General features: G+C 57.7%; 22 protein-coding genes and 1 tRNA gene. 18 read left to right on the forward strand and 5 right to left on the reverse strand.

Going from position 1 to position 22293, the window contains the following annotated elements:
• Positions 1–932 (forward strand): S-layer homology domain-containing protein (locus tag VGG64_06570; GenBank protein HEY1599247.1); only part of this gene is annotated, 932 nt, incomplete at its 5' end.
• Between the two features lie 98 nt (positions 933–1030).
• Here the strand turns inward: VGG64_06570 and VGG64_06575 are convergent.
• Complete coding sequence (locus tag VGG64_06575; GenBank protein HEY1599248.1) at positions 1031–1288, reverse strand: hypothetical protein; 258 nt, start codon at positions 1286–1288, stop codon at positions 1031–1033.
• 128 nt (positions 1289–1416) lie between these two features.
• Here VGG64_06575 and VGG64_06580 point away from each other — a divergent pair, with 128 nt between their 5' ends.
• The 16 genes from VGG64_06580 (at position 1417) to VGG64_06655 (ending at position 16968) form a co-directional block, all read left to right on the forward strand.
• On the forward strand, positions 1417–1668 hold the full coding sequence (locus VGG64_06580; protein HEY1599249.1) for a hypothetical protein: 252 nt from the start codon (positions 1417–1419) through the stop codon (positions 1666–1668).
• Positions 1665–1991: a type II toxin-antitoxin system RelE/ParE family toxin gene (locus VGG64_06585; protein ID HEY1599250.1), complete on the forward strand. Its 327-nt coding sequence runs from the start codon at positions 1665–1667 to the stop codon at positions 1989–1991. The genes VGG64_06580 and VGG64_06585 overlap by 4 nt, the downstream gene beginning before the upstream one ends.
• Before the next feature lie 412 nt (positions 1992–2403).
• On the forward strand, positions 2404–3465 hold the full coding sequence (locus VGG64_06590) for a DUF2130 domain-containing protein (protein ID HEY1599251.1): 1062 nt from the start codon (positions 2404–2406) through the stop codon (positions 3463–3465).
• 58 nt (positions 3466–3523) lie between these two features.
• Positions 3524–6229, forward strand: coding sequence for an AAA family ATPase (locus tag VGG64_06595; protein HEY1599252.1), 2706 nt, complete (start codon positions 3524–3526; stop codon positions 6227–6229).
• A gap of 191 nt (positions 6230–6420) precedes the next feature.
• Positions 6421–9606 (forward strand): N-6 DNA methylase, encoded by a 3186-nt coding sequence (locus tag VGG64_06600; protein ID HEY1599253.1) that lies wholly within the window; start codon positions 6421–6423, stop codon positions 9604–9606.
• A gap of 223 nt (positions 9607–9829) precedes the next feature.
• Positions 9830–10894 carry a tyrosine-type recombinase/integrase gene (locus VGG64_06605; protein ID HEY1599254.1) on the forward strand — a complete coding sequence of 355 codons (1065 nt, stop codon included), beginning with the start codon at positions 9830–9832 and terminating at the stop codon, positions 10892–10894.
• A 119-nt stretch (positions 10895–11013) separates the two neighbouring features.
• Positions 11014–11775, forward strand: coding sequence for a DUF932 domain-containing protein (locus VGG64_06610; GenBank protein HEY1599255.1), 762 nt, complete (start codon positions 11014–11016; stop codon positions 11773–11775).
• Positions 11750–12040 carry a hypothetical protein gene (locus VGG64_06615; protein HEY1599256.1) on the forward strand — a complete coding sequence of 97 codons (291 nt, stop codon included), beginning with the start codon at positions 11750–11752 and terminating at the stop codon, positions 12038–12040. The genes VGG64_06610 and VGG64_06615 overlap by 26 nt, the downstream gene beginning before the upstream one ends.
• A gap of 212 nt (positions 12041–12252) precedes the next feature.
• A complete protein-coding gene (locus tag VGG64_06620) occupies positions 12253–12648 on the forward strand; it encodes a hypothetical protein (protein HEY1599257.1) in 396 nt (131 codons plus the stop codon).
• Positions 12645–14099: a hypothetical protein gene (locus tag VGG64_06625; GenBank protein ID HEY1599258.1), complete on the forward strand. Its 1455-nt coding sequence runs from the start codon at positions 12645–12647 to the stop codon at positions 14097–14099. Before VGG64_06620 ends, VGG64_06625 begins: the two co-directional genes overlap by 4 nt.
• Before the next feature lie 101 nt (positions 14100–14200).
• Positions 14201–14713: a hypothetical protein gene (locus VGG64_06630; protein ID HEY1599259.1), complete on the forward strand. Its 513-nt coding sequence runs from the start codon at positions 14201–14203 to the stop codon at positions 14711–14713.
• A gap of 317 nt (positions 14714–15030) precedes the next feature.
• Complete coding sequence (locus VGG64_06635) at positions 15031–15279, forward strand: hypothetical protein (GenBank protein ID HEY1599260.1); 249 nt, start codon at positions 15031–15033, stop codon at positions 15277–15279.
• Between the two features lie 134 nt (positions 15280–15413).
• Positions 15414–15680 (forward strand): hypothetical protein, encoded by a 267-nt coding sequence (locus VGG64_06640; protein HEY1599261.1) that lies wholly within the window; start codon positions 15414–15416, stop codon positions 15678–15680.
• Positions 15681–15788: 108 nt separating this feature from the next.
• Positions 15789–16388 carry a bifunctional DNA primase/polymerase gene (locus tag VGG64_06645; GenBank protein ID HEY1599262.1) on the forward strand — a complete coding sequence of 200 codons (600 nt, stop codon included), beginning with the start codon at positions 15789–15791 and terminating at the stop codon, positions 16386–16388.
• Entirely contained in the window at positions 16385–16597 is a 213-nt protein-coding gene (locus tag VGG64_06650; GenBank protein ID HEY1599263.1) for a hypothetical protein, read from the forward strand. The genes VGG64_06645 and VGG64_06650 overlap by 4 nt, the downstream gene beginning before the upstream one ends.
• Positions 16598–16731: 134 nt before the next feature.
• A complete protein-coding gene (locus VGG64_06655) occupies positions 16732–16968 on the forward strand; it encodes a hypothetical protein (protein ID HEY1599264.1) in 237 nt (78 codons plus the stop codon).
• A 188-nt stretch (positions 16969–17156) separates the two neighbouring features.
• Here the strand turns inward: VGG64_06655 and VGG64_06660 are convergent, their stop codons facing one another.
• The 3 genes from VGG64_06660 to VGG64_06670 form a co-directional block, all read right to left on the reverse strand.
• On the reverse strand, positions 17157–18176 hold the full coding sequence (locus tag VGG64_06660; protein ID HEY1599265.1) for a site-specific integrase: 1020 nt from the start codon (positions 18174–18176) through the stop codon (positions 17157–17159).
• 227 nt (positions 18177–18403) lie between these two features.
• Positions 18404–18477: transfer RNA gene (locus VGG64_06665), tRNA-Pro, on the reverse strand.
• Between the two features lie 344 nt (positions 18478–18821).
• On the reverse strand, positions 18822–20087 hold the full coding sequence (locus tag VGG64_06670; protein HEY1599266.1) for a beta-ketoacyl-[acyl-carrier-protein] synthase family protein: 1266 nt from the start codon (positions 20085–20087) through the stop codon (positions 18822–18824).
• Positions 20088–20811: 724 nt separating this feature from the next.
• Between VGG64_06670 and VGG64_06675 the strand changes: the two genes are divergently transcribed.
• Positions 20812–21672 (forward strand): formyltransferase family protein, encoded by an 861-nt coding sequence (locus VGG64_06675; GenBank protein HEY1599267.1) that lies wholly within the window; start codon positions 20812–20814, stop codon positions 21670–21672.
• 179 nt (positions 21673–21851) lie between these two features.
• Here the strand turns inward: VGG64_06675 and VGG64_06680 are convergent, their stop codons facing one another.
• Positions 21852–22289, reverse strand: coding sequence for a helix-hairpin-helix domain-containing protein (locus tag VGG64_06680; GenBank protein HEY1599268.1), 438 nt, complete (start codon positions 22287–22289; stop codon positions 21852–21854).
• Positions 22290–22293: the final 4 nt, after the last annotated feature.

A 22293-nucleotide genomic window follows, 5' to 3' on the forward strand; every position in this document is an offset into this window, starting at 1 on the left:
GCACGGCGGGTTGCGAGAATCTACCGGCTGAGCAGGATCTCGACGTTGGACAGTTTACTACCTTTCCTCACATCGACCGTATTGTCGATCTCGCCACGGGACAACAGCCGACCGCGATTGTGGCCGGCCACTCATATGAGATCGATGGCGCGCTCTTTGGCCAGGACAATGGACTAATATCGTTTGACAAGCAGACCGTCGACGTGCCGGACATCGTCAGCTGGAGTTCCGAGCAAATCATTTTCACCCCAACTAAGAGTTTCAATGTTGGCATCGCGTTGACGGTTAGTAATGGAGAGGAGTCGGGCATTTTTTTGATGGGAGCGGGCGCCAACACCACGTCGTCCCTCTCCTCCGTTGACTCATCAGTAGCATCGGCATCCACTAGCTCATCTGTAACATCAGCAGCATCCACTACCTCGGCTTCGATGCCGCACTTTGCCGACGTAGCGTCGAGCGATCCCTATGCTGCCGCTATCGAATGGGCACAGAGTCATGGAATTATCCAGGGCTATCCTGACGATACCTTCCGGCCTGACGCAATCGTCAATCGCGCAGAATTCTTGAAGATCGTGCTGACTGCCGCTGGAGCGGTGGACGCCTCTTCATCCGGCACGAGTGGCTTCAAGGACGTTGACGGCATGGCGTGGTACGCACCATTCGTCGCGATCGGTAAATCGAAAGGCATCATCCAAGGCTATAGCGATGGCACATTCAAGCCCGACCAAGCGGTCAACTTTGCCGAGGGCTTGAAGATGGCGTACGAGGCGCTGGGAGTGAACACTGCCAACGTGAGCGGAGCGTGGTATGCTCCGTATCTCCAAGATGCAACAATAAACGACGTGCTATTTTCGAGTGACGTGAACTTGTCGATGCCGATGAGCCGCAAGGATGTCGTCTGGATCGCTTGGAAGCTGAGCACCCGAAACTGACGCTTTTTTCCTCATGACGGCGGGTCAACAACGAGTGACTTTCCAAAGATGCCTCTCCCTTTCGAGAGAGGCAATGCCGAAGATGTCCCAAGGTCGGATCACGTCGGCTTAGTCGCGTGGAACTCTTCCTCAGCGCGGCAATCTGGGCACCAGCCCAGGTGTGTCCACCAATCGAGTGCGGAATGCCCTTTGGGAGCCTCATCGGCTGAATACGTTTTGCACGATTCGGCATAGGTTTGTACCTCGTCGACCTCCGTCCAGCCCTGTTGAATCGCCTTGGCCAATTCATCGGCAGTGATGCCGTCGAAGTCTTGGCGGTCGCATACCATGCACGCGAGCCGTATTTCTCCGCTCATCGTGTCCTCCTGTTAAAGATCCTGGGAAACCAGCCAAAAGGATGCACGAGGCGGAGCGGCCGCGCAAGGGAACCGGGCAAGAGGCCATCGAATTTGGCCGAAAGCTGCGAAGGTGGTAAGATAGGGTCATGACTCCGAAGATCACCCCCGAACAACGCGAGGCCCTCGATCACAGCGACGGGCCAGTGTCTGTCAAAGACGAACAGACTAACCGTGTCTATTTCCTAGTCGACGAAACGACCTTCCACACGATGCAACAGCAAGAAGACCTGGCCGCGATTCGAGAGGGGATCGCCGACATGGAGGCTGGACGCCTCGTGACGCTTGATGAACTCGACGCTCGTATCCGGGCTCGTCTCGGCCTACCGTCGAAAGCATGAACTTTACCGTCGTGACGACTGAGCGTGCTGCTCGCGAGATCGAAGACGCGGCAGCTTGGTGGGCTCACGAACGTTCTGTTGAGCAGGCGGAACGCTGGTATCAGGGCATCCGTGCAGCGATTGTGGGACTTTCGGCGATGCCCGATCGGTGCCCGATTGCGGCAGAATATAAGTCGGTGCCATACGAAGTTCGCGAGCTTCACTATGGGCTTGGCTCAAGACCGACCCACCGCATCGTTTTTACGATCGTTCGGGATACGGTGCTCGTGCTCACTGTCCGACACGAGGCACGGGGCGACTTGCTAGCCGGCGACCTCTCCTGACGCGTACTTCACGGATCAAAAACCGCCATCAAGCCGTGAAGGCGCCCACGCCCCATCATTTTGCGGGCAGCGCATAAGCGAAGTCAGTTGCTTGCATTATCTTACGGAGAGGCATAAAACCGTGCTAGCAGCGGTTTTCTCGCGGCGATCTGCCGCCTCCTCGCTGGTTGCATTCCTGTACCGTCGCACTACTTTTTCCTCTAGTTAGCGTATGGCCGACACCATCCAATGCCCGAATTGTAAGTACGAAATCGAGGTCACCGAGGTGCTCTCGGCACAGCTCCGTCACGAGCTGCGAAAAGAGTTCGACGCCGAGCAGCGCCAGAAGGATGCCGCACTGACGGAGCGCGAGACTGCCCTGAAGCTCGGACAAATCGAGCTGACACGAGCCAAAGAAACGATCGATGAGCAAGTGGCCGAACAATTGCAGAAAGAGCGACAACGTATTGCGGACGAGGCCCTGCACCGGGCGAAGGCCCAGGTTGCGACGGAACTCGACGACGTTCGCAAACAACTGACGGACTCCGACGCCAAGCTCAAAGAGGCCCAACAGGCAGAACTAGAGCTACGCAAGCAGCGCCGGGAGCTCCAGGAGGAGCGGGAAACCCTCGAACTAACGTTAGCCCGCCGTCTCGACGAAGAGCGCGGCAAGATCCGCGATAAAGCGAAGCGAGAGGCGCTCGAAGAGCGGCAACTGAAAGAAGCTGAAAAGGAAAAGCTGATCGGCGACTTACGCTCGCAGATCGAGGAGTTGAAGCGTAAGTCGGAGGAGGGTTCGCAGCAATCGCAGGGTGAAATTCTTGAGCTTGAACTTGAGGCCCTTCTGCGACATCACTTCCCATACGACACGATCGTGCCTGTACCGAAGGGCGTGCACGGTGGCGATGTGTTGCAAATCATTCACGACAAGTCGGGCGTCGAATGTGGAATCATTCTCTGGGAATCGAAGCGTACGAAAAATTGGAGCGACAGTTGGCTTCCAAAACTCCGTGACGATCAGCGAGCGGCAAAAGCTCAGCTCGCGGTGCTCGTCAGTATCGAGTTGCCCGAGAACGTCATGACGTTCAATCACATCGACGGCATCTGGGTCACCTCTCGCGCCTGCGCCGTCGGTCTCGCCGGAGCACTTCGTGCTGGGTTGATCGAAGTTGCAGCTGCGAAGCGCGCAATGGACGGACGCAATGACAAGATGGAGCTTCTTTACAGCTACTTGTCGAGTTCTGAGTTTCGGCACCGCGTCGAAGGAATCGTCGAGGCGTTCGCAACGCTGCGGGCGGATCTTGAAGCTGAGAAGCGATCCGTCCAGCGCATGTGGGCGAAGCGCGAGAAGCAGATCGAGCGAGCAGTCACATGCACAACGGGAATGTACGGGGATTTAAGCGGGATCATCGGTCGAAGCTTGCCGAAGATCGAGATGCTGGAGTTGCCGCTCCTAGAAGAAGTCGACACGGCACCTGACGGAGATGACGCCTGAGACGCAAGATTAAAAATGGAAGTCCCTCTATATCACTTGTCCGGCATAACGCACCGCCATGAATATCGTTCAAGAACTCGCGACGTGGGCCAAGAAGGTACCTCAATGGCAGAGCGATGCGGTCCGCCGCATCTTCACCCAAGCCGATCTGTCGACTGACGATCACGACGAACTCCTTCGAATGCTGCTCGCTGCGCACGGCATTCGCGAGGACGATCAGCCGATTCTAGTGCCGACCCCCTTCTCAGATGTCATCAGCGACGCTGTGGGCGAGCCGAAGAGAATCCTGCTCAAAGAGATCCACTCTGTCTCCGGCGTCAACGCCCTAGTTCCCGAGCAATCGATTACCTTTGCGTTGGATGGCCTCACGATTATTTACGGCGAGAACGGCGCCGGAAAATCGGGCTATGCGCGAGTCTTTAAGCATGCGTGCCACGCCCGCGAAAAGAGCGAGCCGATTCGCAACAACGTTGCGGCAAAGAAGAAGGAGAAGATACAGGCGACAATTGAACTGTCGGTTAATGATGACGCAGTCGCGATCCAGTGGTCAGCGGGGACGCCAACGTCTGACTTGCTCGCTGAGATTGCCGTGTTCGATTCCCATTGTGCGCGTGTCTTCCTCGACGACGCGAATGAAGTCGTGTATCTGCCGTATGGCATGGACGTCTTCGGCCGGCTTGCCGCCTTGTGTAAGTCATTGAAGGCGAGAATCCAAGAGAAAAGAGCGGCAATCCCAGCCGCCTTTGCGTCCATCGAGCAGTTTCGCGTCGGAACAACCGCGCAGGCCTTCGTAAAATCCTTGTCCGATAAATCCGACATCGCGCACTTGGAGAAAATGGTGTCGCTCAGTGCGACGGAGAAAGCACGGCTTGAAACCCTCAAACCCCTCGTCGCCACAGCACGATCGAATCAGCCAAAGCAGCGCGCAGCCGAATTGCGGCGGAAGAAGCAACGCATCGAGCAAGTCCGAACAAAGCTCGCCGCTATTGTGGCAGGTCTCGCCGAGAGTGTCGTCACGCACTTACGCGCGCTCGTTGTGGCCGCAGCCACAGCATCGGAAGCGGCAAGGATCGCATCGGTGGAAGCCTTCAAGACCGATCCATTGCCAGGAACAGGCAAAGATCCGTGGCGTCTGCTCTTCGATGCGGCGAAAGCGTTTTCGGAGCAAGCCGCTTATCCGGACGAGGAATTCCCGGTTGTCCGCGACGGTGCACTCTGTCTTTGGTGTCAACAACCGCTGTCGGCCGCCGCGTCCAATCGTCTCAATCGTTTCCAACAATTCGTCATTGACGATGTTGCCACGAAAAAGGCATCCGCTGATAGTGCGTTAGCTGTTGCAAAGAAGAAGGTAGACGACCTGAATGTCCAGCCCTTCGTCGCCGACGAGACCGTGCTTGAAGAATTGCGTGCGTACAAAGACTGCCTCGCCACTGCCGCCGAGGCGTGCGTCAAGACTGCGAAGGAACGTAAGGACGCGTTGCTCAAGGCGCTTACCGATCATCTGTGGGAAGACGTTCCGGCGTTGCCACCCTCAATTGAGGCCGATCTCAAAACCGCCGTTGATTCTCTGGAGGCAGAGGCGGCCGAGCTGACCGCAGCGGACAATCCAGAAGCTCTGAAAAAGCTTCAGGATGAACTAGTGGAGCTCGAGGACCGTGAACTTCTCGGCAAGCAGGAGAAGGAGGTACGGGCGTATATCGCATCTAAGAAGCGAGAGGCTGCGCTTCTCCAGTGCGAAAAGGAATGCGACACGACCTCCATCACGAAATTCGGTTCGAAACTGATGGAGAAAACGGTCACGGATCAGCTGATTGCGGCGCTCAAGCGCGAGACGACATTTTTCGGGGTCAAGTGTGTGCCGCTGGACATCGCGAAGAAAGGGAGAGAGGGGGAAACGAAACATCAACTCGTGATCGCCAGTGGCATTCCGCCATCTGGAGTCTTGAGCGAAGGCGAGCAGCGCGTCGTCGCCATCGCCGCCTTCCTCGCAGAGCTCGACACGGCCGGTCGGAACTTGCCAATCATCTTCGATGATCCGGTCAGTTCCCTCGATCATCTCTTTCGCGAACGCGTTGCGAAACGATTAGTACAGGAAGCGAAGAGCAAGCGACAGGTTGTGGTGTTTACGCACGACATCGTGATGCTCCTCGCGTTGGAACGCGAATGTGGCGAGCAGTCCGCGTCACTTTTGGTGCATACTGTGCGACGGTCATCGCAAGGCCCCGGCGAATGTCCTCATCCGCCCTCCCGCCCGTGGCACGCCAGCAGCACTACCGAGAGGATTGGATTCCTGAAGCAGGCAAGTGCTGGGTTCAAGAAGCTGTCCCAAACCCCCGAACCGTACAGGATTGCTGTTGCTGGAGTTTACGGGAAGTTACGAGAGGCTTGGGAGCGTGCCATTGAAGAATGGCTACTCAACGATGCAGTACAGCGATTCCGCCCGAGCATCGAAACACAGCGTTTGAGCCGCGTTACTGTCGATGCTGCCGATTGTGCCGCAATTGAGAAGGGCATGTCGAGATGTTCGACTCACCTCACGGGCCATGATAGTTCAGGCGCAATAAGCTCGCCGTCACCAACACCCGAGAATATCGCAGAAGACATTCAGCAGCTCGAAACCTTCGTCAAGACGATCGACAAGCGGCGCAAGGCTGCTGGCGTGGCAGTGGCAGCACTGACGGAACCGCCCAAGCCAACACTCGGAAGCGGTCGGGCATCGACCGTTATTGAATTGGCGCAATCGAGCCCTCCGGCCAACACGTGAGGTGAGAAGGCATCCCATGCACGCGAGCCGTATTTCACCGTTCATTCCATCCTCCTGTGGATGAACTCGGTTGCCCGAGGGAAGAGTGCCGTAGAACGCCAGATAGCGCAATCACGCTTGCAACATTTGCCGAATATAAAGACAATATCCCGTCTATGACTTTGAACTAGCACCACGACCTGGACAACGGGATGATTAACGCGTCACGAAGTCTCTTCAACGCACGAGTGCTGACTCAGGAGACACTCCACTGTCCATTCAACGTTGAGTTTCTCGAAACGCATCGACAGGTCATCGAGGAGTGGCATTCGCGATCTTCACGTGGCCTGATGAAGTCGTACACCGAGACGCAGTTGGAACAACAGTTCCTCCGCGTGTTCTTCGTTGACCTTCTTGATTACGTTCCGATTGGAAGAGCCGCCACGCACAACATCGTTCCGAAACGAACGGCAGCAACCGGCAAGGACATTCCAGATTTTGTTCTCGGCACATTCACCCCCGGCGCGAAGATCGAAAAGTGGGTCGCTGTCGGCGAGTTGAAGTCTCTCGGCGTCTACCTCGACGCTCCACAGTCACGGTATCCCTACGAAACTCCTGTCGAACAAGCATTTCGCTATGCCGCACATGGGCAAGCCGGCGTCGAGTGGGTGATCGTCTCGAATTTGGAAGAAATCCGACTCTACCGCAATGGCTACGTCGACGCGTACGAACGATGGACGACAGAGGAACTCACGCAGCTCCCGAAGCTTCGACACTTCTTCTTTCTCTTGCACCGTGCAGGGATCATCGCGGATCGCGGAGTTTCACGCACTGCCACGCTTCTTGATAAATCGCTCAAGGTCGGCCTGGACACCACCGAGGGCTTCTATGGGCTCTATTCGATTGCTCGGAATGCCCTGATCGAACACCTCGTCACCGTCCCGCAGTTCAAGAACGCACCGAAGGCGCACGTCTACGGGAAAGCGCACAAGATTCTCAATCGCGCCTTATTCGCTGCATACTGCGAAGATCATCCAGCTCGCCTCCTACCCGAAGAGACGCTCGCAAAGCTTCAAAAGACCGCAAGCGAGAAAAAAGGGAACGGGCGTTACTGGGAGACATACCAAGAGTTCTTCCGACAACTCGACGCGGGGAGCCCTCCGGGGTCTGCCGACGGATATAACGCCTTCAACGGCGGCCTGTTCGCGTTCGACCCCGAGATAGATAACCTTACGCTGCCCGATACGCTATTCACTCGGTCGTTCTTCTACGACCGTCGAGGCAAGCAGAGCCGGGAGATCACCGGCATCTTTGGGTTCCATGTCTACAGCTTCACCGACGAGCTGAACGTCGACGCATTAGGAGCGATATTCGAACAAAGCTTAAAAGACCTTCCGACGAGCGAGGCTCCTGTGCGCGGGCGTGGCAACGTCGCCGTGACAAGCCGCGAAACTCATGGCGTGTACTACACGCCGAAGGAAATAACGCGGTTCATGGTGTCACGCGCGTTCGACTTTTTCGTCACACCGCTCCGAGACGAAGCAGACAGGTCGGCTTCCGCACATCAAATCAAGAAAGGCAGAAGTAAGCGAGCGACTCCGAATGTCGAGATACGCCGCAAACTGTTCTTTCAAGAGATGATGGACCACTTGAAGGCGATCAAGCTTCACGATCCTGCTTGCGGCTCCGGTGCATTCCTCATCGAGGGATTGAGACACTTCGGAGAGCAGTACGCGTCGGTCAACGCCGGGTTGAGCGGTGCCATCGGAGTCAAAACGCTGTTTGCGCTCGATCGCTTCGTTCTACGGAACAATCTCCATGGTTGGGACATTCTGGAGGAATCAACCGAACTAGCGAAACTCAGCATTTGGCTTCGTACCGCAAGCCAGAATGAACCCCTCGAAAGTCTGAAGGATACCATAGCTGTCGCGGATTCCCTTCGCACAGATGAATCGGATTGTTTTGATATCATCGTGAGCAATCCGCCGTGGGGAGCCGAGCTAGAAGGATGGACCGATGAGGAACTTGTCCGGGAGTTTCCGAACTGCGGCGAGGAGAAGGACAGCTATGCGATCTTTCTGATACTCGCTCATCGGCTCCTTCGAAATGGCGGAATTGTTGCGTACATCATGCCGAACTCCTTTCAGACCACAGTGGGGTACGAGTCGTTCCGCCGATGGCTGCTCGACAGTTTTGATGTTCTGGAGATCGTCAACGTATGGAAGGTGTTCCAGGACGTGAACCATGACGCCTGCATCATGGTGCTCCGGAAGAAGGTGGCCGACGAGGATTCCCAGCCCATTGAGACGCGACTACGAACGATCGCCACCGGCGGAACCGAGGCTAGCAAATGCGCACGACTAGCCGAAGAAGTGTGGCGCTACGATTTCACGGCGGATGCGGCTGCCTGGGCAAACCAACCAAACGCCAGGTTCGAGACGATCTACGAACCAAGACTTGGGGCAGAACTTGATCGGATCGGCGCGAGAAGTAAGAGGCTCGACGAATGTTGCAATGTCACCGTCGGAATCCAGGTGTACCACCAGCGCAAGGTCAGTAGGGAAATCATCGAATCGAGGGCGTTTCATTCTGATCGGAAGCTCGGTGCTGACTGGTACCCGTTCATTACGGGGAACGAGGTCCAGCGGTACTACCAGATTCCGTCCGAGACGGCGTTCCTGAAATACTCAGACGACCTTTGCGACAAACGCGAACTGGCTCATTACAAGGTGCCCCGCGTTCTGATCCAGCAAATTTTCTGGAACCGCATTGCATCATGCATCTCTTACCCAAGCAGCCCGTTTCTCTATCTCAACACGCTGTTCTCTTTGACATCTCCAGTAAAGGGCTTCAGCCTCGAATATTTGTTGAGTGTCCTGAACAGCCGAGTAGTGTCTGCTTGTTTTGGCCGATGGTCTAATCGGCTCCTCGGCGACAAATTCCCGAAGGTGAGTAAGGTCGATCTCGCTCGGATTCCGATGCCGATCCCGTCGAAGGATGTCAGCCGTAAACTCAATCGGCTCGCAAAGTCTTTATCGACTGAATGGCAGACCTGCAAAGAATCAAGTGTCGCGTTTGGCGAATATCTCTCACTCCTCGACACGCGTGGACTTCTTGCGAAAGCGCTTGCGGAGCCCTGGGCCTTCGATCGTGAGAAGCTCGTGGCCGCAATCTCGGAAACCCGTGTCCGGCTGACCGCGGACCAGCTCAAAGAACTCATCAAGGCATGGAAAACGGCCAACACTAAGATTGGATCGCATTGGGATAAGATCTGCGAATACGAAGCCGATGTCGATGCGCTCGTCGCCCGAGCTTACGGATTCCGCAAAGAACTCTGCAAGGAGCTCATCGAGAGAGCGCCGGCTTTGAAAATCGAAGACGTTCTTTTGCCACGTTGAGCTGAAGAACCGATCGTCACTTCTATGTGCGGCTCCTCGCCGACGACACAGTTCCGCTAATCGACCTTGATCGCCAGGTCGTCATTCCCGTCGTCAGTCAGCCAGCTCATTTCAACTTGAAAATCGTGTTGATCATTCGTCAAGCGCAATCACGACAGCTTGCTTGCTCTTCGATTTGATTGGACTCAATATGCTGTGAGTGATATCCGTTTTCTCTCTTGAAGTGATCGCGCACGACTCTTCCTCCGGCACACAATCCCTTGTCGCAGTCAAGCAAAAGTCGAAGGGTCTCCTTCCGGCGGAGTTGTCAAGCGATGCGTCCGTTGCCGGCTTCCTCCGGCAACTGCTCTCAGCCAGCCATGACCGTGGCGACGCGCGGGCCGCGGCACTTGTGCCGTGGGTCTGCGACCGCATGCCGAGCGTCAACAGTCGGAAGGCATACTTCCACGACCTCGCGAGTTTTGTGTCGCACCTCGCGACGGTCGGCATCAATCCCCTCGATGCGACCGGCGACGATATCCGGATTTATAAGGAGGCCCTCCGGCAAAGCGGCAAGTCTTCCGCGTCGATTGCACACATGCTCTCGGCCCTTCGTGGCACCTATGAACAGTTTGGGAAACGCAAACTCGTTGAATGGGACCGCGTTCGCGACATACAGGCCGTAACATCGCCACGCGTCGAGAAGAACACGACGCCAGCATTGTCCGAGGCGGAGGCTCGACGGCTCTTGCATGCGCCGGACACATCAACGCTGCTGGGACTACGCGACCACGCGCTCCTTTTTGTCTTCTTCAAAACGGCTTGCCGTTGCAGTGCCGTCGCTGGCGCCCGCGTTGGTAGCCTCGAACGCACCGACACGGACTACTATTTGCTCGTCCGCGAGAAGGGAAACAAGCAGCAGCGAAAGGCGCTGCTGGAGGCGGCTCCGGCCGTTCGGGCGTACCTTAATGCCGCCGCCATCGGTGACGATCTCGACGGTCCCCTCTTCCGGCCGATCGCGAAAGATCGTCGCACTATATTAAGGAAGCCGCTCGACCGAAGAACCATTTGGTACATCGTGAAGAAGTATGCCCGCGAAGCGGGCATCAATACTGAGCGGCTCGGCGGTCGTGGCATCGCGGTACATGCCTTACGCAAGACCGCAATTACCAATGCTCTTGAGCACGGCGCCAAAATGGAGCAAGTGCAGCAACTCGCCGGCCATGCGGATATTCGTACGACGCAGCTCTATTATCAGCCGCGCGAGCGCGATGCCGAAGAAGCGGCCAGGCATATCCAGATTCGTTGACCGCAAATGTCGTTGCGCGCTGCCCGTGGTGGGCGTAGCGTTGGCAATCGGTCAGGACTAGTCGTTCTGATCAATTGCTTACGACGGTCATTCATATCAACGGTTCTGGGAGGTGATCTATGGCTACGCGGCTGATGCTCCATCGTGGCGCGCGTCTTGTCGAACGTCCGGAGTTGGATGCGGTCGATCCGCCCCACGCGACCAGCACGTTCTTCCCGGTGAAGCACTCGGTTGTGCTCGAACGGGTGCTCGAAACGCTCGAGGGGTCCGGCTATCGCGTCACGCGGCAACAGCTCGCATTGAGCGCGGACAATCATCGCTTCTTCGCCACGGTCGATGTTGATGCTCCGATCATGGACGGTGTCAGTCTCATGATCGGTCTGAAGACAGCGACCGATCGCTCGACCGCACTCTCGTGGTGCGCTGGCGAGAGAATTTTCGTGTGCGATAACGGCGCGTTCTCAGCCACGACGGTCGTGGCCCGCCGTCACACAAAGTTCGGTGAAAGAAGGTTCGGAGTTGCGGTTGCGCAGGCGGTCTTGGGGCTATCTGAATACAAGGCCGTGGCTGCGAAACGCATCGAGACGCTTCAGCACTTCGATCTCAGCGAAGACGCAGCGAACAGCTACCTGCTGCAAGCTGCGGAACGTGGCGTGGTCGGCTGGCGACTGCTCCCGCAAGTCATCAAGGAATGGCGGAATCCTCAGCATGAGGAGTTCCGGCCGAGGACAGCATGGTCGCTGTTCAATGCTTTCACGGAAGTCTTGAAAGATCGTCAGCGGACTCAGCCCGCTAGGGCTGCCGCCGAAACGATCCAACTCCAAAGCCTGCTTTTGCAGAAGGAGAACGCGTTAGATGCCGAGTTCCACGAAGTCTCGTAACGGGGCCGCGAAGAAAGATGGCCCCGTGTTCACCCGTCGTTTCTGGACGGGATCAGGAAATTTGGAAATTGCCGTCTGGAACCGAACTATCGGTGAGGGCGAAGAAGCCCACGATGTCCTCAACACGACGTTGAAGAAGACCTACAAGGATGCGAACGGAGACTACCAAGAGTCCGGTTCGCTCCGCGTCGAAGAGCTGGGTCTGGCAATCCTCGCCTTGCAGGAAGCGTTTTCGTTCATCTCGAACGAACTGGCGAAGTCGTAACCCACCGCAGACGCTCTGCGTTTGCCCGCCGTCAGGCTCCCGCCTGCCAGCATCTCGCCCAGTCTGGGCTGGCTCAGTCGAAAGACTGGGCCTTTTCAAGTAGACACTCGTCCATTGATAGAAAAATTTTCCGAACTGCCACAACGACTCCGATTCTTCCAAGAAAAATCACACCATCTTTCAATAGTCTTTCCACAACCATTTGTCCGCACATGACTTACGCCTTTGATATACATGTTCTGGCTCGAGAACTGCCTTCTAGAAAACCCATAAGAACATTCTTAGATGGGGTTTTTTCTATGCTTCGCTCAGGAACCTTCTGGTGTGTCTGTTTGGCCAGTATTGGCCTCGGTCCGCTCGGACCCATTCTCGTTTTGACCGTCGGCATCGTTGTCGATGTTTTTTCGGCAATCGGAAAAGCGTTGACGGCCCCTCGTGTTGAGAAGCCGAAGACTCGCGCGCAACGCGTACGCGATGCCGAAACGCTTCTCGATGAAGAGCTGCGATTCTCGAAGAAATTGACGGACCCTGTGGCGCGTGCCGCTGCTGAAGCATCAGCAAACGTGCGATTCCGCGATCGGTTGCGTTCGATCATGGAAGCGCAATGAGACTCTACGTGGGGCCGACCGGCAGCGGGAAGAACAATACCGTCAATACGGACTTAATGCCGTTTGTAAGTACGCACTGGATAAGCGGAATATTCCCAAACGAAGAACCGGCCCGGCATTTCGTCTCGGAGCTGTATGCACGTGAAGGGGAAGGGGTACTGCCTCGCTTGGTCGTCCAACGCTTCCGCGACACGTCGCGGGTGATTGCAGAAGAAATCATCCAGCAACACCAGAACGACGATCCCTTTCAACGCGATCTGGCAGACGACCTGGGATTGAGCTTCCTTTGGGGCGTGATCGGCCAGAACCGAAAGGACTTCCGGAACACGGTGGAACGTCCGGTCCTGCTCCGCAACGGGACCTTCGCTGTCCGAGCAAAGCAGCGTTCCCGTGTTTGGTGGTCAGATTCGTGGATTCCGCTGGTCATGCGTCCGCGGCATCCGGTGCAATTGCACGCGATTGAGAATTGTACTGATCAAGAGGTTCGGGATGAACTTGTGCGGATGAGCACGTATTCGCTTCGGGATCAATTGGCCCTTTTGCAGCCAATTGAGAATTTGCTCAATCCGCCTCTCCGTAATCCCGTGATCGCTGCCCGTACATCCCGTCAGCCGACGGAAGACCGGCGTGCTGCACTGAATGGTGGAGAAATTCGCGTCACGATCCTCGAAGGGATTTCACACGAAGCGCAGCAGATGGCGTACGCCCTGGAACTGAACCGGATCGTGTCTCTTGCTCTTTCGGGACTGGAGCGGCCGGGCATCCTAGTCATCGACGAGTTGAACAAACTTGGGGTGACGCAAAACCTTGTCACGGCGCTTGCGACCCTTCGGACGTACGGCGTCGATATCTGGACCATAAAGCAGTACCTAGCGTTTGAGGATGAGTACCAGCGAAACGGCTTCCTGCAAAACGTCGATCTGTACTTGCCTCCGCAAAACGACCCCATGATGGCCGAGTTTGGGGCTGACGTGATGCGTGGCCTGCTCGATGAATACGCTGTTCACCACGACGAAGTAACCACTAGGCAATTCACCAGAATCGAGATGGTCGAGCGGGAAACGGAATCTGAATCATCCGGACCGAACGGCAAGACAAAGGGCAAAAGTAAAACTCTGGTGCCTGTGTCTATTCCCGAAATAACGCAGGAACGACGCCCCGTCTACAAGAGCGCGCGTGATCAAAAGTTCTGGAAGGCGGGCGACATCATGAACGCCCCTATCGGGACCGTGTTCGTGAAGCCGAAGCTCCAGCCGCCGTACGTGCGGACAGTGCGCGAGTTCCCGAATAGCTGGGGCTATCGGGAAGTGGCCGACGCGAGGTTTGAGGAATGCCTACAGAGAGTAATGCAGAAGCCGATCTTCGAAGTTCCCGTCGTGAATCCTTTTCCCGTGCCGGCCGCAACAACAACGAATACGGCGCGTCGAGGCGGGCGGCGACGCTCGCGATAACGAATAACCATGAAGTACCAGCAGATGATCTTGTTCCTCGGATTTACCCCAGTGTTGCGATTGCACTCAAAAATCTGCGAATCCTCGAAAAGCGCCGGAAGGTGCGTCGCGTCGGTTTCGTCAAAGTCGGCGGTCGACTCAAAACCGTGTGGGCGGGGTTTCGTGTGCCGATTTCCAAGATCGAGCACAACTACACCGTTTTCCGATTGCTCGCCGCGGCACGAGTCCATGAAGTCCGCAGCGGGTCGCTCGTTGATCCCCGTTTCGAATTCGATGCGGAACTCTACATCTCTGGCGAGCTGGCCTTTGCACTCGAATTCGACAATGGCCAGGAACGATACGGCCAAGTGTTTCGGCAAATGTCGCGGAGAGCTGATTCCCCGGTCGACGTGCTTTGGGTTGTCACGAGCGAGGCCAGGCTCAGACGGTTCATCGAACTGGGGCAGCAGCTATCACCAGACGGGTTCCTCTTCGCCTTGCTCGACGAGACCCTGGCTGATTTTCACGGTCCCATCTGGCGCGATCCTACGGGCAGGAAACACGCCCTCGAACGCGTCCCAGAACACGAAGGGTGGTTGGCAGCGATATGCCAACCGCAGTCTCGTGGCTACTGACATTTTGAACCACTGTTTGCGGTCAGTTCGCAGCTTTGGACGCACCAATTTCGGTGCATTCCTCCCCTGTGTTTTTATGGATGTTAACACCCTTATATCAGTCTTGATCGGACTGATGAACGCTGGACTGAGTTTCGGCATGAGCCTCGGTCTTGTTGTGATCTTCCTCCGAAAGCCCGGCTCTAGCAAGTCGGGCGAAGGAATCATCAAGTGCCACTTGTGCAATCGATCTTGGAAGGAAACGAGATAACTCCCAGACGTGGGGCTGAGCTGACCAGCCCCAACACTGCGTTTCACCCTTACCAAAGGAGAAAGATATGTCGTTTCGGATGAAATACGAAGAAACGAGACCATCGGTCCATTTTGAGGAAAGGATCAGAATCGAAGTCGATGACGTTGAGTCGCAAGACATCGCACCCATTCTTTTCGCTCAGCAGGCGTTGTTCGAGAAAGCCCAGCTTGCCCTTGGTCAGTTCAAAGCCCAGTTGTCCGGTCCTTCAGTAGAGGAGATGTTTCGTGCCAAACTTGAGAGTCAGCAAAGAAACCTACTACCGCGAGGGGAGTAGCGGTCCGAACCTTCGACAATCTGTCAGCGATGGCCCTCCGCAAAGACCGAGCGGTGGAGGCGGTTGCGGAAGCATCGTCCTCATCGGCCTCATTCTTTCCGCAGCAACCGTAGCTCTGGCCTCTTGGAGGTAACATGCCGCCGAAGTTCAAAGTAACCACAGAACGAATTACCACCGTCACCCCAGTGCAGGAGAAAAAAATGCACGACCCGTCTTTCCGTTTCGTCCTGTTCTCCCTCGGCGTTGGCCTAGGAGCGATTGTTTACACCTTCTTCTGGTTCCTGCTTCTCAACCAGTTCGGGGACATTGGCAAAGGCATGGGGCTTGTTGCCATGTGCGGGGGCATTATCCCTCTCGCCAAGAAGACAGAACAGCTCTACCACGACTTCGTGAAACGCTAGGAGTGCCCTGTCACCGTGTACCCTCCCGAGTTCATTCAATTCGAGCTTCCAATCGGGCGAAAGACTCCGCCTCCATCTGGCTTTCAGAAGCTGGCGGAGTCTCAGCCCGTGCGGGCGGGCTACAACGCCGGAGTTTCGACGAGGAACTTCAGCGTTGTCGACATCGACGATTGTTCTCTGATCGAGCGATTCGAGAAAAAGTACCAACCGGTTATTACGACGATCATCGCAACACCCCGAGGCGGCAGACACTACTACTTTTCAGGTACGACGTGCAACCAACAGCGTGACAGATGGGACGTTCGGGGTGTTGGCGGGTACGTGGTCGCCGCTGGCTCGTCCGTTGGTGGAAAGCCCTACCGGGCACTGACCGAGATTGTGTCGATTGCTGATCTGAAGCCACTTCCGACGGAACTCCTGAAGCCGAGGTCGGTGCAGAAGTGCGATGGCGAGTGTGATTTGTTTCGACGGATCAACCGGGCGAAAGCATTTGCAGCGACAGTTCGATGCATTGAACGCCAGCGTGCGCATGACACGCTCTTCCGCCTGGTCTGCTGGATGCGCGACGTGGCAGGAATCAACCGTACCGAGGCTTATGCCATTCTGCTCGACTGGAACCAAACGAACTGTTTTCGAGAAGACGGCGTGACACCGTTTCCGTGGAAGATGCACGAAATGACCCACAAGCTTCAGGACGTGTTTCGATGAGTTGGTCGTACGATCCAAAAACTCGGCTGACAGATGCGACGACGCACGTCCTTCCACGAACGAAGGTCGAGGATGCCATCGCTCTGCTCGTCGAGGCGGGAATCTGGAATCAGTACGAAATTACTCGGATCGTCAAAGCGTTGAGTGGTCTCGGTCGTGGCGAAGTCAGATTTAACGTGAACCTGGTGCTGAATGGAAAAGAGCAATGAGCAGCTACTACCACCTTTGTCGGTGTGGTCGCACCTTTTTCACGCAATGGGAAAGTTACCCATGTGATCGGTGTGGTGCGGAAAGCGTTTCAGATCAGATGATCGATCCCCCTTGGTTACGAAAGGAAGAAGTCATGGCGAAGATCAAGACCAGCGTGAAGCCCTGTGAGAAGTGCGACCGGCCGGATAAGAACGTGCCGACGTTTCTTCTCGATAATTCCAAGCGCGACTTCGTGTCGCCGCTCTGTCCCACGCACCTGCACAAAAAGCTGCGGGAGTGGGAAATCGAAGAAGAAGAGGAAGCCGCCGCGAAGAAACGCGAGAAAAACGAGAAGGAGGCGAACGGTGCTTCGACTACGGCAGGTCGCTGAACGACTCAACTGTTCCGTGCAGGAGGTCTATGTGTTGAAGAATGCCGGTCTCCTGGCCATCGTCAGGACCGGCCTCAGAAAAGGATTCCGCGTCGAGGAGGCGGAACTTCAGCGGTACATCGATTCGAGACGGGAGACACGGCGGCAGGATGCCACCGTGTTCCCGAAGAAATCATCTCCACGTCTGTTCAAGCACCTGGACGGCGACCGCTTACGGTCTGCATGGCGGCAGCGAGATAATCGCGGCGACCAGCAAGATGGAGATAGTGCTCAGTCATCTGGGTAGTTTCGTGGCCCATCAAGTGCGAAAGCGTCTTGATGTCCAGCCCATTGACGATGCCGCGTGTTCCGAAGGCGTGGCGGACCCCATAGAGCTTCACGTCGTCGGACACGCCTCCCTTCACGCGGGCACGACGCACACGAAGCCCAAGATTGTAGCGATTCCACGGCGTGCCGCGGTGGGTCGAGAAAACACGATCTCCCCGACTGGTACGCTTGATATGCCGCAACAGACTGACCACCACCGGAACCAACGGCACGATACGAGGCTTGGGTTTTCGTTGCGTCTTGATCGTCTTGTGGTGACGGAGCACGATCACCCCGCCGTCGAGGTCCACTTCGTCCCAACGAAGCTTGGCAGCCTCCGCCGGACGGCAACCCGTCAGCCAAAGAAAAAACAAAATCTGACGGAAGCGAGCACCGGGTGTGGGACGCTTCTTGTAATACCCGGCAGTCGTCCGCAGGATGGCCCGGAACTCGTCGAATGTCATGTCCCGACGCGGGCTCCCTGCTGCTTGGCGAATCTTGCGGAACGGATTCTTCGGGATCAGATCGGCATCAGCCGCCCAGCAAAAGACTCCCTGCACGGCACGAAGGGCACTGCGCTTCGTCCAGTCGCTCTTCCACGACTTGTGCTTGAGCAGCCACTCTTGCAGATGATCCTTGCGACAGTCTGCAACCCGACGATCGCCATGAGCCTCGGCGAAGTCTTGGAGATACCCGAATCGGGCCTTCCGCGTCTCGACGCCGAGCGTCGGGAACACGATGCCCATGTACCGCTCGATGATCGAGGCAACGGTGTGTTCGCCGCTGTCGGGATCGGGATTGGCTTCGGCGAGATCGCGAAGCTCATCGAGCCGAGACTGAGCAGCCCTTCGATTGGATTTGCCCTCGGCGAGCTTTGTCTTCTGCCCGCCGACGTAGGCCATCCACCAGCCGGTCTGCTTGTAGAACCACGGTTTTGCAATGCGAGCCATGCGACCCTCCTTTTAGTTGACCCTGTTGAAGGCCAAGGAAGGTCTGCTCGGACCCTGCCCGATTCGTACTCGGGCGGGGTCTCTTTCATCCTATTCTGGACAGGAATTCTGGACACCCCTTTGGGTTCCAGTTTTTTTCTTCCTGCTGCAAACTCTTGGGACTCTTGAGTTTGCAAAAGTCGGGGCGACAAGATTTGAACTTGCGACCTCTACGTCCCGAACGTAGCGCTCTACCAGGCTGAGCTACGCCCCGATGGGAGAATTGCACGATTGGATGATGCTTTTGTCGCGGCGCGGGTTCGCGCGTTAATTGGGCTGCCGCGGGCTAGCCCTGCATCCGATTCAAGCATGCCGAAGGCCGTTAGGTTACTGCAATCGCTGAAAACTTGCAACCTGCGCTGGCACCGGCTCGGCACTCTTGTGCATGCGTGCTGGCAATTCGGCAAACCCACTGGAAATGGCCGCCGGGGCTCGGTTTGCCGCGTTGCTTGCAGCCTGGGGTCGCGCCCGGGGCAATGCAGACCTCGCGCGATGAACGGAGCCGGGGTGCAGGCATTCGCCGGCCGATCGACGAGCGCGGACCGATGGCGACTGCCGTCAGGGGCCGGCCAGGACCAGGGCTGCGGCCTGGCCGGCCGCCGTGCGGCTGACTTTGAGAACCAAGGCGGCGCTGCCGGCCAGTGGCTCACGGGCAATCACACTCACGGGACACTCCGGGTCGGGCTGCTCGTAATTGAGCGTCGCCGGGACCAGGCCGGCATTCAAAGCCATGATGCTGCCGGCCGTTTCGACCACGCCCCCGGCGGAATACAGATTGCCGAAATAACTCTTCAGCGCCGTGACCGGGACTTCGGGGCAAACGCGGGCCAGCACCTGCGCCTCGATCCGATCTTCCGCACGCGTGCTGGGCGCGTGGGCATTAATATGCCCCAGCGATCGCGGCTCGAAACCAGACTGGTGCAAGGCGGCGACGATTGCCCGCTCCAGGCCCGTGCCGGCCGGCGCGACAGTGGGCCGCGGATCGCAACTGGAAGCAAACCCCAGCAAGCGGCCGAGGATCGGCACGCCGCGGCGCTCGGCATGGCGCCGCTCTTCCAACACCAGCGCTGCCGCGCCTTCGCCGCGGACCTGGCCGTCGCGATTCAAGTCGAATGGCCGCGAGGCCCGCTCGGGTTCGTCCGAGCGGTGCGAAAGTTCGTGCATCAGACAACTGCGCACCCAATCCATCGGCTGCATGCGACTGCTCGACCCACCGGCCAGCATCACGTCGGCCGCTCCCCGGGCAATCACCTGCGCGGCTTCCGACAAGGCCAGCAGCGACGACACTTCCCCCGTGTAGAGCGTGTTGTTATGAGCGCGCGCATCCTGGGCGATGGAAATATGGCAGGCGATCATGTTGGGCAGCAGCTTGAGCATGCCCAACGGAAACGAATTCGCCAGGCCGAGCGTGCCCCAATTCTCCATGTGGAATTCGTGGTCGACGATCGACGGCACATAGGCTTCGATGCTGTCGTCGGGCGACGGATTGAGCGTATCGGCCGAAAACACCACGCCGAACCGATCGGGGTCGACGGCGCCGGGGCCCAAGCGCGCGTGCTCGCGCGCCATTGCGGCAACGGTCATCCCCAATTGCGTGTCGCGGGCCATGACCTTGAGACTTTTGCGCGGCTTGACGAACTGCATGGGATCGAAATCCCGGATCTCGGCGGCCAGCTTCACCGGCAGGCTGCTCGCGTCCAGCCCCGCGATCAGCCCCACACCGCTGCGGCCCGTACGCAGTGCGTCCCAGAACGGATCGAGGCCGATGCCCAATGGGCTAACCACGCCGATGCCGGTGATCACAATTTCGCGCGGAGCTGGCATGCTGGATTAATGCGCCGGGTCCTATGCCCGGTGGACGCAAAGGCAGTTGAAAGAAGCGCGTGGAAGCGGGCAGCCGCGGGTTGGAGCAAGTGACAGGATTTTTGAGCTAAGATGGGCCGGCTGCGTCGGCCGATCGTTGCGGCGTCTGGAAAGACTCGGATTTTCCTGCAACTTCCAATAACCTCCCTATCTTGACAGGCACGGTGCCCAAGTCAATCGCCCGGCCGTGGGTCGCTGTCGATGCGTGGCTGTCTGGTCTCCCTGCGGCCACCGATATTAGCCCCCGCAGCACCGACCGCAGCGGTAATCCCGATTGTAGCGGCCGGTGGCGGCGGTTATTCTCGGGCATTGGGCGCTCGCTCGGCAATGCGATACCTTCGCGCCGTGGTGGATTGGTCGACATTTTGCCGGCGGCTTGATGAGGAGTCTTCCAAGGATGGAAAATCGTACGAACCGGGAAGCCGAAATCCGTAGCGAGCCGCGGAGTGTCCGACGCTTGCGCTTCGATCTGGGCCACCCGCCCCGGCCAAAGCCCCCGGTGTTGCCGGTGCCGGATAGCAAGCCGGACCGCTAAACGTCGCGGAAGCGGCGAACTCTCCGAGCGCCCAAGTAGCGGAAGTCGTGCGACTTCCGACCGAGTTGCCGGCAAGGCTGCGGAATTCTCACGAATTCCGCTACCGGCGTGTTCGTGCTTTTCCTCGCTAGCTGCGGCATTGGGAACATCATGCAGGTCGTCATCACTGCCGTCGGCCCCGACAACCGCGGGCTGGCCGATCCCATCATCCACTACGTCACCGGTCGCGGCGCGAACATCGCCGAGATCCAGATGTACGATCACGACGAGCAGTCGCTGTTTGCGATGCTGTTGCGGATCGAACTGCCCGGTAACGAGATGCCGGCCTTGCAGCAAGCCGTAAACGAAATCGGCCGCGACAAGCAGTTGTCGATCCGCGTCTGGTCGCCCGAGCTGCGCGCCAGCCGCCCGCGTTTGGCCATCTGCACCACATTTCGGCTCGAGCCGCCGCTGGCCCTGCTGCGGGCCGTGCGCGACGGTCAACTGCGGGCCGATGCCGCCGTGATGCTTGGCAATCGCCCGAACTGCCGGTCGCTGGCCGAGCAGTTCGGCGTGGACTGGCACCTGGTGGGCGATGAGCAGGGCAATACCGACGACGAGCGGCTCATCGCGCTGTGCGATGAGTACGAAGTCGACTACATCATATTGGCCCGTTACATGCGAGTGCTGCCGGCCAGCAGTTGCTGGAAATACGCCGGCGGCCGTATCATCAACCTGCATCACGGCCTGCTGCCGAGCTTTCCCGGCTTGCGTCCCTATCACGATGCTTACGCCAGCCGCATGCTCACCTACGGAGCGACGTGTCATTTCATCGTGCCCGACCTGGATGCCGGCAACCAGATCATTCACCAGCAGCCGTTTACCGTGCCGCCGGGCCTGCCGCTGGCCGATGTGATGCGATTGGGGCAGGAGGACAATGAGCCGCGCTGCCTGGTGGAAGGCGTGCGCCGCGTCGTCGACGGCGAAGTGCAATTGCGCTTCCACCGCGTCGTGGCCCGCAACCGGCGATAGTTCTTCGCCCTGAAAGGGCGTAAACCACGGGCGTGAGCCCGTGGAAGGCAATCGCACGATTCCTCTGAGCCCTGAAAGGTCGGCACTCCTCTGTCGCCCTTTCAGGGCTTATGAATGTCGCGCCACTCGCGGTTCCAGGGGTTCACGCCCCTAGCTAACGACTTCCGCCCCATTCAAAGCTAGTTTCTGCTTTGCAATTGCTGGTCATCGCTCGGGGCTGTGCTCGTGTCGAGGGGCACGGCTGTAGGATTCGATATCGGCAGCAGGTGCGGCTTGATCTTCGCCAGCTTTTTGGGGCCGACGCCAGAGACGCGCCGCAGGTCGTCGTGCGTGGTATAGGGGCCATCGAGCTGCCGGCTCTCGACGATGCGGCGGGCCAGCGTTTCGCCCAGGCCGGGCAGTTGGGCCAACTCGGGCCAGGGGGCCGTGTTCAAATCGACGCGAAACTCGGCGGGCCGAACCGTTTGCCGGTCGAGTTCAACCAGGTCGCCCGAAGGCCCACCGGCAGCCAGCCAATATCCGGCCAAAGCGACCAGGCCCAACAGCACCAGGACCGCGACGGTTCGCTGATCGTGCGGCCGCAGAATCCAGGGCGAAGGCGTGGGCGGGTCGCTCATCTGC

It is taken from the genome of Pirellulales bacterium (assembly GCA_036490175.1).
In the GTDB taxonomy this organism is placed as follows: domain Bacteria; phylum Planctomycetota; class Planctomycetia; order Pirellulales; family JACPPG01; genus JACPPG01.